Consider the following 17035-nt stretch of genomic DNA (forward strand, 5'->3'; position numbering starts at 1 on the left):
TACGAGCACACCGTCCGCACCTGCGTCGTGGTCGTGGTCCCGCTGCTGGTCACGCACGGCTCCCCTCGAGATGGCTCCATCCCGTCGACCGTACGAAATGCCCGTTACGCAGGCGTCACGCGAGCCGATCACCGCCGATTACACCCTCCGCACACCCACCCCGCCCCAGCCGTGAGACGGCCCCCGCCGTGCGATCCGGCCGGCCGGATCGCACGCGGCCGTCGCCAAGGCCCCGCCGCCGGCGCCCGGGAACCGCGTCAGCGGTCGGCGCTGCCGGGCGGGACGACCCATTCGGTGGGCTGGCCTGTGAGGGTGGCGATCATGTCGAAGTCGCCGTCGTAGTGGAGGACGGTCAGCCGGTTGAGCTCTGCGGTGGCGGCGATGAGCAGGTCAGGCAGGGAGAGGGCGCGGTGGAAGCCCGCGGTGAGTGCATGGCGCTGGACCTCCAGCGCGCGGGTGAAGGTGTCCTCGCTGCTGGGCAGGTAGTCGAAGGCGTGGAGCCAGGTGCTGATCCGTGTTGCCTCCGTGCTGTCCCTGGCCGAGTGGATCATTTCGTACTCGGTGGGTTGGCACACGGCGAGGAGGTAGCGCTCGTGGAGCGGTTTGAGCACTTCCTTGACGTTCGGTTTCGTCCAGCGTGCGAGGGCGGACTTGTCGATCAGGTACCGGTCCTGCATCAGGCGGCCCGGCCGCCGGCGTGCTTGAGGGATCCGTCGGCGTTGCGGGGTCCGGTGCTCTCGACGATCTCGCTGAAGTCGAGTTCGCCGGCGTCCATGGCGTCGAAGAACTCCTGGCGCAGATGGCGCTTGACGGCGTCCTCCATGGCGAGGCGTACGGCCTTGGCCTTCGTCTTGGTGCCGAAGATGCGCATGGCCTCGGCAACCATCTTCTCGTCGAGGTCGATGACGGTCCTGGCCATGTCGGCAGCCCTTCCTGAAGCATCTTGTCAAGGAAAACGATACCATTCATCAGCTTGAATCGATATCGTTATGGGCTCGGGCCCAGTGATCTTGAGCGTCGCCCGAGCGGCCGGTGTCGAAGAGCCTGTGCCATGGGCAGGCCCGTCCCGGTGGTGCTGCCGGGACGGGCCTGGGGGAGAGGGCTGCGTTTCTCAGTCGAGTTGGACAGCCTTGGGGGTGTCACCGGTGGCTGAGGCGTCGGCGGGGGGCAGGGCGGTGGGATAGATACGCACGTTGCTGATCGAGGCGTTGGCGTATTCGATGTAGCCGCCGCCGCTGACGGTGCGGCCGATCTGCAGGGGGCCGGTGGCGTTCCAGGGGGTGTAGGTCCAGTCCTGGGTGCCGGTGAGTTTGCCGTTGACGTAGAGGCGTAGTTCCTGGGCGGTGGCGTCATAGACGCCTACCAGATGCGTCCACTGACCGGTGGTGGGCTTGGTGCCGTAAGCGGCCCGCCAGGGATCGCCGGCGACATCGGCGCTACGGCGTCCGAAGGCCCAGGCCTGGAGGGTGGAGGAGTAGTACAGCTGGAGTCCGGGGCCGTAGTTGGCGGCGCCGGGTTGTGAGATGAAGGTGCTGTTGACGCTCAGGGAGTGAGTTTGACCCACGCGGAGACGGTGTAGCTCTTGGAGGTGTCGACGGCGGGTCCGGTGGCGGCGCCGTAGCCGGTGGTGCCGGTCAGGCTCAGGACCTTGCCGTGGGCGGCGTCGGTGGCCCAGCTGTATGCGCCGGACAGGGTGGCGCCCAGGGTGCCTGTGCTGTCCGCGGTGGTGGTGCCGGTGCCCTCGGCGAGTTTCCACCAGTGGGTGGCGGTGTCGGTCACGGACCCCAGGGATACCGGTGGGGCGAACCCGTAGGCGGGCGTGCCGAGGATGGTGCCCAGCCGGTACGGATATTCGATGAGCTGGCCGTAGGTGTCGACGGTGTACAGGTCGGGGATGCCGTCCGGTCCGCCGGGGTTGGTCGCGCCGGCCGTGACGGGGCTGTTGACGTCACCGGGCGAGGCGATGAGGGGGTAGCTCCCCGGGGGCAGGGTGAGCCCGAGACTGCTGTGCACGGTGGGGTGGAGCAGAGGAGGCAGTCCTGTTGAGCTGTCCGGGGCGATCTTGTAGCTGTACAGGGCACCGGTGGTGTTGTCGCGGGACCACAGGACGGGGGAGCCGTTCAGGGTGCCGGCGGCGATCAGGGTCTGGCCGGACCAGTCACCGTCGCCGAGGAGCAGCGGGAAACTCAGGCCGGGGCCGCCGGTGGACTGATAGAACCAGAGTTTGTTGTTCTCGACGGTGATGATGGCGGGGTACTGGCCGGATCCGTAGTTCTGCGCGATGAGTTGGGTGATGTTCCAGGGCGTCGACGAGTCGTATCCGGCGTCGCCGCAGCGGCTGTCCGGCACGTTACCTGTCACGTCGCAGCGGGGCTTGGCCAGCACGTTCGGGGACCGCTTGCCGAGGAACCCCGGGTAGGTGGAGTAGGTGCCCCCTCCGTCTGCCGGGTCGAGGTCGTTCTTGACCAGGTAGAGCTGTCCGGCTCCCTCGTCCGACTTCCTGTAGGCGAAGAGGTCGTCGAAATCCTGTCCGTGCAGATTGCCGCGGTGGGCGATGAGGTAGTTGTTCCAGCCGGTTCCGTCGGGGGATTCGTCCTTGGTGGAGACGATGGCCGGACCGGTGACCGGCGGGGGCGTAGTGGTGATGGGGCCGCTCTGAGCGGGGGCGGCGGACTGGGCGGGGTCGGTGTTGCCGGGGATCAGTTCCAGGTCGCCGGTCTTGGTGGTGGCGAGCAGGTCGGGGACTCCGTCGCCGGAGATGTCACCTGGGGTGACGGTGGTGGCGGGGTTCCAGGGGACGGAGTAGGTGTAGGCGGTGGGGCTGGTGGAGATGTTGCCGGCCTTGTCGACGCCAGCTACGTACAGGGTGTGGACGCCCCAGTTGGTGATCGGCACGGTCAGCGTGGCGGTGGACCGGCCCTGGCTGTCGGTGCCGGTGACGTCGGCGGCTGTGCCATCGGCGGCGGTGGGCTGGGAGTCCAGGCGCCACAGGAAGTGGTCCATGCCGCTGGACCTGCAGGGGCCGGGGTCGCAGGTGGTGTCGGAGGCCGGGTTGTCCACGGCGGCGACGGTGAAGTCGGCTGTCTTGCCCACTCCGGCGTAGACCGCCTTGTCGGCGGGGCCGGAGCCGACCGGCGGGAAGGACGGGTTGGTGGTCACGTCCGGGGTCTGGGGGGCGGTGAAGTCGGTGGTGAACCAGCAGTGGTCCGACTTCGCGGAGGTCAGATTGAGGGTCGAGTTGTCCTCGGCGTAGACGTCCCAGCCGTACTGGTGGCCGTCCTTGAGGGTGAAGCCGATGTTCATGACTGCATCGGTGTCAGTCTTGAGGAACGCGCTGTCCGGCGTGGACATGGCGGCGCCGTTGCCGTCGCCATCGGGGTCGACGGTGCGGTCCCAGACGTAGTAGTGGGCCTTGACCAGTTCGCCGGACATCTCGGTGGTCACGGTGGAGTGCAGCTGGATGTTGCTGCCGGCGTCGGAGTAGGTCGTCGCACCGATCCAGCCCACGCCGCTGGTGGTGCAGGCCGCGGCGGCACCGGTGGCGGCGGGGGTGGTGTGCAGGCTGGTGGGCACGGCGGGCGGGATGTCGAATTTGGTGGTGAGGGTCAGGGTGGTGGACATCCGCAGGTAGTCGTCGTTGCTGCTGGAGGTCGACTCGTTGCCGTAGAGGCCGAAGGTCCAGGTGTTGGTGCCCGCGCCGAAGGTGCCGTCCGCGTCATAGCCGTCGCCCGCGGCGTCGGCGATCTTCTGGGCTCCGTCGGTGACGTGGAAGGTGGCGGTGCTGTCGCTGCAGGAGCTGCCGGAGTTGGAGCCGCTGGGCACCGTGTCGGTCACTGGCGGGAAGGCGGTGTCGTGGGTACCGGGCCTGGAGAGCCAGTCGGTGCTGGAGCTGATCGCGTTGACGGTGTGCAGGGTGAGCGGCTGGTTCTGGCTGCAGTCCCAACTCGCCGCGTAGGTCGTGGAGATCTTCACATAGGCGTCGTAGACCACGAACGACGAGTGCAGGCCGCCGGTGTTCACGGCCCAGTAGGACCGCTCGAGGCCGGTGCCGCAGACGCCGCCCCAGCGTTGGTAGCCCGCGCCTTGGCCGTAGGTCTGCGCCTTGTCGTACTGCGGGGAGTTGTCGCAGGTGGAGCTGGAGTAGACCTCGGTGAAGTGGCCCGCTGTGCTGGAGACAGGGTTGGTGTAGGGGTCGATGAACACCGGGTAGGTGGTGTCCGGGCCGGTGAGCAGCCCGGCGTCCGGGGTGAGGGTGAGGGCGTCGCTGGTGGCGGTCATGGCTACCGGTGCGACGGCGGCGTCGGTGCCGGGGCCGTCCACGGAGGACGCCTGGACGGCGGTGGCGACCGGGCCGGTGGTGGGTGCCTCTGCGCTGGGCGCCTGGAGCAGCGCCGGCGGGGTGCTCGGGGCGCTGGAGTCCCACATCAGGGGCTCGGGACTGGTGTAGGCCAGGGAGCCGCCGGTGGCGGTGGCGTTCATGCCGCCGGTCGGGGTGGTGGCCAGAGCCAGGTCCTCGGTGTCGGCAGCCAGTGTGAGCTTCTTCAGCTCTGGGTCGGCCGCGGCGGCTGCGTTGTGGACGATGAGTACGTCGCTGAAGCCGCCCTGGTCGGTGACCGATACCGACAGGTCGACGCCGGGCAGCACGGACGCGTACAGGGCGGTGTCGCCGCTGACGGTCGGGGCCGGCAGCGTGAACGGCAGCGTGAGGGCAATGCTGGGGCCGTCCGCATGGGTCAGGGTGACCAGCGGGCCGCTGCCGCCACCGGACAGGGTGACCGCGTTGGGTGTGGCCTCGGGCGTATAGCCGCCGTTGCCGTCCGCGACGAGTGTGGGATCGACCGGGGTCCAGGCGTCGTCCTTGCGCACCCGGACCGGGAGCACGCTGGTGGTGCTCTCGAACGTGCCGTCCGGCAGCGCGTCGGTGGTGGAGGTCTCACTGGTGAGCGAGTCCACAGGGACGGTCTGGCCGGTGGATACGGCCAGCGTCTGAGCGGCCGTCAGCGGATCGGCGGGTGTCGCCTCGGCGGCGGGGGCGGGTTGGGCCGGAAGGGCGACCAGCAGACCGGCCAGGGCGGCCAGAAGCGCGGCTCGATGCGTCAATCTGCCCCAACTGCGACGAGTTCGGGTAGCTGAGGGCATCGAGGGAATTTCGTTCCCAACGATCACCGATCGGTGGGCCGGATCAGGGCGTCCGGCGCGTTTGGAGCGATCAGTGCCTCTGCGGATGAACGAGGACAGTACGAAATGACACCCCTTCGTACGACGGACATGGCAGACCTGAGATCTGCGATCATCCGCGCCCGACGAGGCAGGCCTACCGGGCGCGCTTGCGCCCGGACCGGCGTGCGGCGGTGATGTTCGCTCCCCCCGCACCGAACGTACACAGAGAGCACCAAGTTGACGCACGGTATTGATATGTAAATAGTAAAGAGCGTTGAGGTTAGTCAACTTCACTCATAGCGTCCCCCCTCGATCACTCTGATCGGGTGATCAATGATGCGACGGTCCGTCAGGGACCCGCGTTACGGGGGGATTTGGCAGTGAGCGACCGACGATTCCGGCATGCCGCCGTGCGCCGCCGCATCTGGGGAAGAGCGCTGACCGTCGCCACTGCGGCAACCGCGACGCTGGCGCTTCTGACCACCGCTGCCGTCGCCCAGGGCGTCGGGCCCTACCACTTCAAGGGCACCGTGTGGAATCCCAAGGCTCTGCCGGTCACCCCGGCGGTGGGCAGTCACGCCCTCCGTCAGCCGGTCGCGGTCCACCCGCACGGTCAGGCCCTGAAGCCCTATCGGGCCGCCGCTCCGGTGTGGCCGCACGCGGGCTCCAGCACGTTGTCCCTGACGCGGGCCGTCGCCGACTCCACCGGCTCCGCGAGCGCTCGGGTGGTGCCGGTCGCGGGTCCCGTCAAGGCGAGTGGTCTGCCGGTGTGGGTGGCCCCCGCAACGGCCGCCGGGCACAAGGCGCATACCGCGAGCGTGGCTTCCGGACCCGCTGCCGTACGGGTCCAGGTCGCCTCACACGCCAAGAGCCTGCGCGCCGGAGCCGACGGCATACTGCTGGGCCTGACGCCGACCGGCGGCGGCCGGGTGAAGGTGGTCATCGACTACTCGTCCCTGGCGAAGGCCTACGGCGGTGGCTTCGGCTCGCGTCTGCGGCTGGTCCAGGTCCCGGCCTGTGCACTGAGCACCCCGCAGCTGGCTTCCTGCCAAACCCGCACGCCGATCGCCTTCACCAACCGCGCCGGCGCGGCCCAGCTGACGGCGAACCTCACCCTGAGGTCAGCCCCCTCACCCCTTCTGAGCAGGCCCGCCGTGCCGTCCGCCATGGCGGCGGCGTCGTCGGACACCACAGCGCTGGCGGTGGTCTCGGGCAGCGGCGGTTCCCAGGGCGATTACGCGGCGACCTCGCTCAACCCCTCCGGGACCTGGCAGACCTCCGGGACCGGCGGGTACACCTACTCCTACCCGATCGATGTCCCGGCGGGGGTGGGCGGCAGCGCGCCGTCGGTGGGGCTCTCCTACGACTCGCAGTCCGTGGACGGGGAGACCTCGGCGCGTAACTCCCAGGCGTCCTGGATCGGTGACGGCTGGAGCTACCAGCCAGGGTTCGTGGAGCGGTCGTACCGCTCCTGCGGTTCGTTGCTGGACTCCGACGGGGACAAGATCCTCAAGGGTTCCGGTGACGAATGCTGGGGCGGCGACAACGCCACCGTGTCCTTCGGCTCGCACTCCGGTGTCCTGGTGCCGACGCTGACCACCTCCGGAGTGCCCGGCGAGATCAGGGAGTTCAAGCTCCAGGGCGATGACGGCACCATCGTGCAGGAGCTGTCCGGTGCCGCCAACGGCCTGCACGACGGCGTGTACTACCGGGTCCTGACCACCGACGGCACCGCCGCCTACTTCGGCGCCGACCACTCCCCGACCGGTCCCGGCACCTCCGGCCTGGCATCGTCGGACTCCGGGGACGACTCCACGCACGCCGCGTGGGGCGTGCCGGTGCTCCACCCGCGCTCCTCCGACCCCTGCTACACCTCCGACAAGGGCAAGGCCTCGCGCTGCGACAAGGCGGAGGGCTGGCGCTGGAATCTCGACTTCGTGGTCTCGCCGACCGGTTTCGTGCAGCGCTACGACTACTCCACCGAGGCGGCCTACTACGACCTGGGCGGCGGCCAGGCCGCCACCGGCGACTCGGGCACCCTGACCTCGTACACCCGTGGCGGCACGCTGACCGCCATCTCGTACGGTTACACACTCGCCGACGAACAGGCCGGGCGTACGCCTTCCGCCCAGGTCGCCTTCACCTCCAGCCAGCGCTGCCAGACCACGTCCTGGTTCACGGACTGCTCCGCCTCGAATCTGGACGACAACACGGCCCCGCACTGGCCGGACGTCCCCTACGACCTGCATTGCGACTCCTCCGACGGCACCAAGGTCCCGGACGGGGCCACTTCGGTGCCCACCGACGTGTGCATCGTCTCCTCGCCCACCTTCTGGTCCACCACCCGCCTGGACAGCATCACCACCAAGGTTCACGTCAAGGACGCGAGCACTGACAAGCTGGTCGCGGTCGACAGCTACGACTTCGGGCAGACCTACTCCGACGCCGGCGGCACGGTCGACCCGGTCACCGGTACCACCGTCGACCCGAAGGACGCCGGTTCGCTGCAGGCCGTGATGTGGTTGCAGTCGATCAAGCACACCGGCAAGGACACGTACGGCAACGGCAACAGCGACATCGCCCTGAACCAGGTGTCCTTCACCGGCACGGAGATCGACAACCGGGTCAACGACGATTCGCCGTCCGCGCCTCCGCTGTACCGGCCCCGGATCTCCTCGGTCCAGACCGAGACCGGTGAGTCCATCGCGGTCGACTACAACCAGAACCCCTGCGCGGGCAAGACGCTGACCATCGCGTCCGCGGACTCCAACACCGCGTCCTGCTACCCGGTGTACTGGACGGTGCCCGGCGCCTCCAAGCCCATAGCGGACTGGTTCAACAAGACCACCGTCCACACCGTCGCCGTCTCCGACCTGACCATCGCGAGCCAGTACGACCCCAACGCCTCCAAGATCCCCGCCGGTTCGGAGACCCAGCTCTCCACCTACTCCTACGCCGGCGCCGCCTGGCACCGCGACGACTCGGCACAGACGGACGACCAGTACCGCACCTGGGACCAGTTCCGCGGCTTCCGCACCGTCACCGTCCAGACCGGCCAGGCACCCGAGCCGGTCACCCAGCAGACCACCACCTACCTCCAGGGCATGGACGGCGACTACCAGGCCGACGGCTCCCGCCGCTCGGTCAGCCTCGTCGCCAAGGTCGGCGGAAGCACCGTCGAGACCGTCACCGATGTTGACCAACTCGCCGGCACCGCACTGGAGTCCGATACCTACACCGCCGCCGGCGGCACCATCAACGCCGAGACGGTCAACGGTCCGTTCACCTTCAGCACCACCGTGGGCGCCGGCCAGATCCCCTGGACCGACTGGACCCAGGAGGACAACCCCGGCGACACCAAGCCGGCCCTGTCCACCCTGCCCGACCTCACCGCCCACCGCATCAGGTCCAGCCAGTCGCACGGCTACGCGCTGCTCGCCAACGGCACCTGGCGTCATACCCGCACCGACACCGCCTACGACGACCAGGGTCGCATCTCCACAGTCGACGCCCACGGCGACGTATCCGTAGCCGCGCAGGAGAAGTGCACCACCACCGGCTACGCGGCCCCCTCGGCGACCAACGCGATGCTGCTCGGCTACCCCGACCAGGTGACCACCGTCTCCGGTCCGTGCGGCACCGCGACGTCCGCGAGCACCCTGCTGTCCGACAAGAAGATCTACTACGACGGCGACGGCTCCCTCACCAGCCTCGGCACCTTCGGACAACTGGACCAGAGTGCCCAGCCGCTCACCACCCCGGCCGCCGCCCAGGTCAGCGCCATCCGCATCGCCACCGGCTTCGCCGCCGACGGCACCGAGAACTGGCGTACCACCAGCGGCATCGTGTATGACGGCGCCGGACGCGTCACCGACGCCCTCGACGCCGCCGGCCAGAACACCCACACCGACTTCTCCCCGAAGTGGAGCACCGCCGGCGGAAACACCAACGCCACCGGCATCGTCTCCACCAACCCCAAGAGCTGGACGGTCACCTCCACCCTCGACCCGTTGCGCGGGCTCACCACCGAGAACGTCGACACCAACAACCGCGTCACCGACATCACCTACGACGCCCTCGGCCGCCGCACCGCCGTCTGGCTGCCCGGACGCGACCGTAAGACGCAGAGCGCGGACATGACGTTCGCCTACTCCATCAACCCCGGCGCCATTCCGGCGCCGGGCGGCACGATCACCCAGCCGGGCGCGCCCTCCACTGTCACCTCCAAGACACTTCGTGAGGACGGCACGTACTCCACCTCGGTCAGCATCTATGACGGGATGCTCCAGCCGAGGCAGACGCAGACCACCGCGGCGGGCGACTCAAGTACGGGTCGGATCATCTCCGACAGCTTCTACGACTCCCACGGCTGGCTCGCCGCCTCCTACGCCCCGTACTCCGAGCCCACCAGCGATCCGTCCACCACGCTGTACGCGGCCAACGAGAACGAGATCCCGGCCGAGACCACCACCGCGTACGACGGCCAGGGGCGCCCCACCACGGGGACCCTGTGGCACCAGGCCGTCAAGCAGTGGAGCACCGCCACCGCCTACAAGGGCGCCGACGAGACCGACAGCACCCCGCCCGCCGGCGGCCCCGCCACCGCTGCCTTCACCAACGCCCTCGGGCAGACCACCAGCACGGTGGTGAAGAACACCGGCGCCACCGTCACCCTCAAGGGCGGCAGCGTGATCCCGTCCGGGACCTCGCTCACCTCCGACAGCGTCCGGCTGACCATGCAGGCCGACGGCAACCTGGTGCTCACGGCGCTGTCGTCGGGCAAGTCCGTCTGGTCCAGCGGGACCAGCGGAAACGCTGGCGCCTACGCCCAGTTCGGCACCGACGGCAACCTGGTCGTGTACACCACCGCCGGCGTCTCGAAGTGGACCAGCGGCCTGATCGCTGTCACCGGTGCGACCCTTCAGGTGCGCAACGACTCCACCCTGGCCGTCGTCGGCAGTGACGGCAGCACGGTGCTGTGGAAGCAGGGCACGGCGGGCGCCGTCCCCGCCGCCGATTCCACCACCCGCTACACCTACAGCCCGGCCGGGCAGGTCTCCACGATCAGCGACACCGCCGGCAACACCTGGTCGTACACCTACGACCTGCTGGGCCAGAAGAAATCCCAGACCGACCCCAACACCGGTACCAGCACCTTCGACAAGTACGACGTCCTGGGCAATCTGCAGCAGGTCACCGACCCGCGCGGGCAGGTGCTGTCCTACGCGTACGACTGGGACAACCGCCTCACCGCCGAGTACAGCGGCGCGTGGTCCGCCACCCCGGACCCGGCCACGCAGCTCATCTCCCGGCTCTACGACACGCTGGCCAAGGGCTACCCCACATCCTCCACCCGCTACGTCGGCGGAGCCAGCGGCAGCGCCTACACCGAGGCCGTGACCGGGTACAACACCGCCTACCAGCCGCTCGGCAGCACTCTGACCATCCCGGCCGCCGACGGATTCCCCGCCGCAGGGCAGACCACCGCACCCACCAGCGGCACCGTCACCTACACCACAACGGCCGACTACACCCCCACGATCGGGCTGCTGTCCAGCGCCCACTACAAGGCCGACGGCAACCTCCCCGCCGAAACCGTGAACTACGGCTACACCCAGAACGGCAACCTGGACGGCTTCGGCGGCGCCATCAGCCTGTCCAACCTCCCGTCCTACCTGGACACCACCGCCCACGACCCGTTCGGCCGGGTCCTGCAGGCCAACTACGGGCCCACGGGCAAGGAACTGGCCACCTTCGCCCAGTACGACGCGACCACCGGCCGCACCACCCAGACATCCAGCATGCTCCAGACGTCGACCACCGCCCTGGACGTCGTCAACTACCGCTACAACCAGGCCGGCGAGGTCACCGCCACCGACGACCTGCAGAACAACACCACCCACGACACCCAGTGCTTCACCTATGACTCCTTCCAGCGCCTGACCGCCGCCTGGACGGACACCGCAGGCATCACCACACCCACCGCAGCCACCCCCGGAGCTGTCGGCGGCTGCACCACCGCCTCGGCGCAGACCACCACCTCACCGGTCAAGACCACCACGGTCGGCGGCCCCGCCCCCTACTGGCAGACCTACACCTACGACCTGCTCGGCGACCGCACGGGCATGGTCAACCACGACACCACCGGCAACGCACTCGCCGACACCACCCAGGCCACCGCCTACCCCGGCACCGACGGCACCGCGAAGGCCACCCTCCCCGACCAGGCGGGCGCCACCACCACCGGCAACCCCGGCACCGGCACCGCGACCCAGACCCCGGTGTACGCGGACGCCAGCGGCAAGAACGCCGGCAACACGCTGAGCCGGTCGACGACCACCACGGGCCCGCTGGCCACCGGGTTCACGATCACCGGCGGCGGCAAACTGTGCGTCGAGGACGCCGCCAACTCCACCACCGCCGGCGCCAAGGTCCAGATCAACACCTGCGGCACCGGCACCGGCCAGAAATGGACCATCGGCACCGACGGCACCGTCAAGGCGGCCGGCCTGTGCCTGGACACCGCCAGTAACGCCACCACCGCCGGCACCTTGGTGATCGTCGACACCTGCTCCACCGACGCCACCCAGAAATGGCGGGTCACCACCACCGGCACCCTGGTCAACGCCGCCAAGACCACCCTGTGCCTGACCGACCCCGCGGCCAGCGCCACCAAGGCCACCCAGCTCACCCTGGCCACCTGCGGCAGCACGGGCCAGACCTGGACCACCATCACCGCCGGCGCCCTGCCCCCGGGCCAGACCCAGACCCTCACCTACGACGCCGAGGGCCGTACCGCCACCGTCTCCACACCGTCCGGCACCACCACCAACACCAGCAAGTACCTCTACGACGCCGACGGCAACCTGCTGGAGCAGACCGCCGCCACCGGCAGCACCGACAAGACCCGCGTCCTCTACCTCTTTGGCGGCACCGAACAGATCACCCAGGACGTCGCCGCCAAGACCTGCACCGCCCTGCGCAACTACACCGGCCCCGGCGGCACCACCATCACCCGCTCCAGCTCCGGCACCGTCACCTACCAGGTCGCCAACGCCCAGGGCACCGCCACCACCGCCGTCGACGCCTCCACCCTCGCCGTCACCCGCCGCTTCTACGACCCCTACGGCAACCCCCGCGGCACCAAACCCACCACCTGGGTCGCCGCCGACGAGAACCACGGCTTCCTCGGCAAACCCACCGACCCCACCACCGGCCTCAACCTCCTCGGCGCCCGCAACTACGACGCCACCCTCGGCCGCTTCCTCACCCCAGACCCCCTCTTCGAGGCCGGCGACCCCAACCAGATGGGCGGCTACACCTACGCCGCCGACAACCCCGCCAGCGGATCCGACCCCACGGGCCTGGACCCGGCAGGGTCGGAGACCGAGTGCGAGTACACCGGCAACTGCGGGACCAGCCGATCCGCCGGTGGCGTCGCCGGTACCGGTACTGGCACCTCCAGCGGCGGAACCACCGCTGCACCCAGCCCCTCGGCGTCCTCCTCCGCCTCCACAGGCACCGCCACACCCAGCTCGACCCAGACCCCTACCCCCACCCTCGGCGAAACCCCGTGCCAGCCCGCCGACTTCGGCACCAGCCGCTGCGAAAGTTACGGCGGAGACGGCACAATCCCCTTCCTCCTCGGAGTCGCGCTTGCGGGGTCTGTAGCAGCTGGCGTCTACGCATGCGTTGTAACCGGAGTCGCGGACTGTGTCTTCGGCGTCGTTGCCGGTTCAGCGGACGCCGATGCCGGCGGAAGCATGCTCCTCGGAGTCCGGGTGATCATCGGTTTCGGCGGTGGTCTGCTTCGGGTAGGCGAAGAGGCCGCCGACAGTGCCGCCGCCGATTCCAGCGCTCTCGCCAAGGCCGACAGGTCGTCGTCGGGCCACGACCCCGCCGCCAACGACGCGCAGGCGGAGACCAGGGCAGCAGACGACTCGGCTGCAAGGCCCAGTAAACCGGCCGTAGGAACCAGCGGCACCAAGGCCGTGTGCAGTTTCTCTCCCGAGACTCCCGTCCTGATGGACAAGGGCAAGACCAAGCCGATCGGTCAGATCGAGACCGGCGACAAGGTCGAGTCCGCTGACCCCAAGACCGGCAAGCACCAGGGCGCGCGCACCGTCACCGCCACCTGGGTCCACCATGACAACGACCTGATCGACCTGACCATCCGCACCCCAGACGGCCACAACGCCACTCTCCACACCACCTCCAAACATCCCTTCTGGGACCGGACCACCCGCACGTGGGTCCCCGCAGGAAAGCTCAAGAACGGCCACGCGCTCACTACCGAGACCGACCGCGACGCGTATGTCGTTGCTGTCCACAAGACCCCTGGCACCGCCAACCGCTACAACCTCACGGTCGCCCAACTCCACACGTACTATGTGCTGGCCGGGACCACGCCGGTCCTGGTGCACAACACGTGCGGTGAAGAGGGTGACTATCTCTATCGTGGGCTTCCTAAGGGGATGTCGGATGAGCATCCCGCATATCAGGACGCCCTCCAGGGGCGCGCAGTGCCCAAGGGAGGTCATTCCGACCCGGCACTTCACGCGGGAGGGAATACCGACAGTGAATTCACTTCATGGACTCATGATTACGAAGGTGTAGCGCTGGATGCTGCCGAAGAATTCGGTGTCGAGCACGGACTCGTTCTCAGGATTCCGCGTTCGAGCATTCCTGAAGATATAGACTTCCAGATCCACGATACTGATCGTGAAACATACGAGGAGATGGAGCACTCACTGCTCGGGACAACAGAAGGTGCTGAAATCAGCATTGGAAGAGGACCCTGGACCCGCCCTGGCCGGTAGTTCCTGGCGTGTTTAACAGTCTCGCCGGGGTCAAGACTGGACTTTGACCCCGGCAGGTGTGACCTGGAGGTGGTCGTTGTGAACAGGCAGGAGCTTGCTGATCTCCTTGTAGGCGGAAGTCAGGTATTCACGCTGTGCCGATCTGCCTTGATCGGTGGTGCAGAGTTCAAGGTGTGGAGTGAGGCCACGTCGACTCCGAGCCTAGTTTCTATCTACTCTCGTCGAATGAGAACTATTGGTAGAACTGGGCAGCCGTCAATTGGGCTAGAGGATGCTGTGGTCGATTTGAGAGCACGCGTGGAGGCGGAACTTTCTCTCGGGTATGTAGATAATCGGCCTGAGGGTGGTTACTACTTTCAGCTTTTCCTGACTACTGACCTGACACAGGTTGTTGCGTGTCTAGGTGTGCGGTCCTCTAAGGGTGAATGTCAGGCAATTGATTCCGTTTAACGGGTCCTGAATTGCGGCTCTATGGGATATTTCATTCGAGGTGAACACGTATAAGGGTAGGTGCTCTCTTTGTTGTCGGTCCATCTTTGATGGATTTCATAGTGATCTACGCGATTGATCGCGCTCGGTTGACTGTTTGGGGTCGTGAACTTCGAAAGGTCTGGCGTGTTATACGCTTGGCTCGGCTTTTCGGGGGTGACGGTGTTGTGATGCTTGCCGAATGTGCGCGTAAATACACTTATTCTGTAGACGGTGGGGGAAATTCGTGAAATTGTCCAGGTTCTCCTTGGGGACCGCGCTCGCGGTTCTGGCGGGGGTGACCGGCGGCATCGCGCCGGTTGCGAGTGCCGCGGGTGCGGATGCCGCTGTACCGTTGCCGTTCGCGCACTTCGCGGACATGGTGGTGGACGCGGCGCACGGTCATGTGTTCATCAGCGGCGGCTCCGGCAGCGACAGTCTGCTCGTCACCGATCTGGACGGGAACACGGTCACCACCATCCCCTCGGAGCCCGGGGCGACGGCCTTGGCCCTGTCCGGTGACGGTGGCACGTTGTACGCGGCGCTCACGGACGGCGACGCGATATCGGTGATCGACACCGGCACGCTGGAGGAGACCGTTCGCGACGACACCGGCGTCGGGACGCATCCGGCCTCGCTGGCGGTCGCCGGGGGGCGGGTGTGGTTCGGCTACGGGACGGCCGGGGCCGGGGGCATCGGCTCGTTGGATGCCACCGGGGCCGGGGCCGGGGCCGGGGGCGATGTGGTGGCGCTGGACCAGGATCCCGCCGGTACGTGGGCGACGACGCCAGGACAGGCTGGCTCGTCCGGGATCCTGGTGGCCGGCGCGCAGGGTGCGGATGCCGCTGACTTCGCGGTGTTCGACGTGTCGTCAGGGGTGGCCGAGCGTACGGCGTCCTCGACGCTGGCCATGACCGGCCTGGCGGAGTTCGCAGTCACGGCGGACGGCAAGGATGTTCTGATCGGGCGTTCTGGCCAGGATCTGATGACGAGCGATTACCGCACCTCCGACCTCGCACCGGATCCTGATGGCGAGGGCAGGTGGTTCTACCCCACGGCCGTGGGCGTCGCTCCCGACGGCGTTGTGGCCGTGAGCTACAGTGCCCATCAATTGGCGATCTACCGGGGCGACAGCGGGTCGCCGATGAACTGGTTCATCGGTCCGGACTTCTCCTACTTCGCGGACCATGGCGTGGCGTGGGATCCCGATGGCAGCAGGCTGTTCGTCGTGACGATCGACAACGACTCGGGCAAGCCGACACTGCGGGTCGTCAAGGGCCCGGAAGTGGCGCTCACTGACGTCTGGGCCTTCGCGACGTCGAAGAGCGAGGTCAAGCCGGGTGAGGCGATCACGGGCCGGCTCCGCATCGTGACGGAGGGCGCCCCGTTCGTCAGTACGGTCGCGCATGTCACGCGGATCGACCCGGCCCACCCGGACGGCATCGCGCTGCCGGACCCGGTCTACACCGCCGTGTCCGGCAGGGCCGGATCCTTCAGCTTCTCGGACACCCCGCCTGCGGAGGGCGAGTTCACCTACCGGATCGACTACACCGGCGACACCTCCCACCAGCCGGCCGGCGGCAGCATCGACGCCACCGTCACCAAGGGTGTCCCCGCCATCAGACTCACCGCTCCGGCCAAGAGCCGCCGCGCGGCAGCGCTCACGATCCCCGGGCGGCTGACCACGGGGCCGTTCGCCGCGGGTGAGGTCGTCCACGTCACCAGGACCGACCTGGCCCATCCCAAGGGCACGGCACTGAAGGACGTCCCGCTGTCCGCCGACGGTACGTTCACGATCGCGGACACCCCGGCCGTCGGGGCCACCAACACCTACGCCGTGACCTACCCCGGGGACAGCGCCCACAAGTCCGCCTCCGGCTCGGCCACCGTCCAGGTCTCCCGCGCCGCCACGACTCTGAAGGTGTCCACCAACGCCAAGACGTACGCCTACCACGCCCGGGCCACCGTCACCGCCCACCTCGGCACGACCCACAACAGCCGCACCGTCGCGATCTACGCCCAGCGCAGCGGCAGCGCCAAGAAGACGCTGGTGAAGTCCGGCAAGGTCGACGCCCACGGCAACCTCGTCATCCACTACAAGCTCACCCACAGCACCACCTTCAGCGCCGCCTTCACCGGGGACTACCGCTACGCGCCGGCGACCGCCACGGTCTCGGTCGGGGTCCACGCCAAGGTCACCGACAAAATGCGGCTGTACGACCACAGCACCCGCATCGGCGGCCACCTCTACCGCGTCTACATCCGCGACGTCGACCCGGCCCCGCAGTTCACGGCGACGGTCGCCCCCGATCACGCCGGTCAGTGCGTGTACGTCACGCTGCAGCGCCTCCGCTCCGACGGGCACTGGCACACCGTCAGCAGCTCCACCTGCCAGGCATTCGGCGGCTCAGGCAGCGGGGTCGTGGACAACCTCCCCTGGAAGAACATGCCCAACGGGGCCCGTTACCGGATCAGGGCGCACTACGTGCATGACAGCAGTGACCCGGGCAACCTGAACACCTACGGCGCCTGGCAGTACCTCACCATCGTGCAGCACGCCTCCTGACCGACCGGCCCGACGCGCGAGG

The 17035-nt window shown here is 68.2% G+C and carries 6 protein-coding genes; 2 read left to right on the plus strand and 4 right to left on the minus strand.

The window, feature by feature from the left end; genetic code table 11:
• Positions 1-257: 257 nt before the first annotated feature.
• The 4 genes from RWE79_RS27755 to RWE79_RS27770 form a co-directional block, all read right to left on the minus strand.
• Positions 258-677 (minus strand): PIN domain-containing protein, encoded by a 420-nt coding sequence (locus tag RWE79_RS27755; protein ID WP_475942798.1) that lies wholly within the window; start codon positions 675-677, stop codon positions 258-260.
• Complete coding sequence (locus RWE79_RS27760; protein WP_475942799.1) at positions 677-919, minus strand: type II toxin-antitoxin system VapB family antitoxin; 243 nt, start codon at positions 917-919, stop codon at positions 677-679. The genes RWE79_RS27755 and RWE79_RS27760 overlap by 1 nt, the downstream gene beginning before the upstream one ends.
• Before the next feature lie 192 nt (positions 920-1111).
• The gene (locus tag RWE79_RS27765; protein ID WP_475942800.1) at positions 1112-1564 is read right to left on the minus strand and encodes a LamG domain-containing protein; all 453 of its coding nucleotides are present in this window, start codon (positions 1562-1564) and stop codon (positions 1112-1114) included.
• Positions 1543-5100 (minus strand): hypothetical protein, encoded by a 3558-nt coding sequence (locus RWE79_RS27770; RefSeq protein ID WP_475942801.1) that lies wholly within the window; start codon positions 5098-5100, stop codon positions 1543-1545. Before RWE79_RS27770 ends, RWE79_RS27765 begins: the two co-directional genes overlap by 22 nt.
• Before the next feature lie 440 nt (positions 5101-5540).
• On the opposite strand from RWE79_RS27770, the gene RWE79_RS27775 reads away from it, so the two are divergent.
• Both RWE79_RS27775 and RWE79_RS27780 read left to right on the plus strand, forming a co-directional pair.
• Positions 5541-13979 (plus strand): polymorphic toxin-type HINT domain-containing protein, encoded by an 8439-nt coding sequence (locus RWE79_RS27775; RefSeq protein ID WP_475942802.1) that lies wholly within the window; start codon positions 5541-5543, stop codon positions 13977-13979.
• Positions 13980-14802: 823 nt separating this feature from the next.
• Complete coding sequence (locus RWE79_RS27780) at positions 14803-17013, plus strand: YncE family protein (RefSeq protein WP_475942803.1); 2211 nt, start codon at positions 14803-14805, stop codon at positions 17011-17013.
• The last annotated feature ends 22 nt before the right edge of the window (positions 17014-17035 follow it).

Source organism: Streptomyces sp. RLA131 (assembly GCF_056270125.1).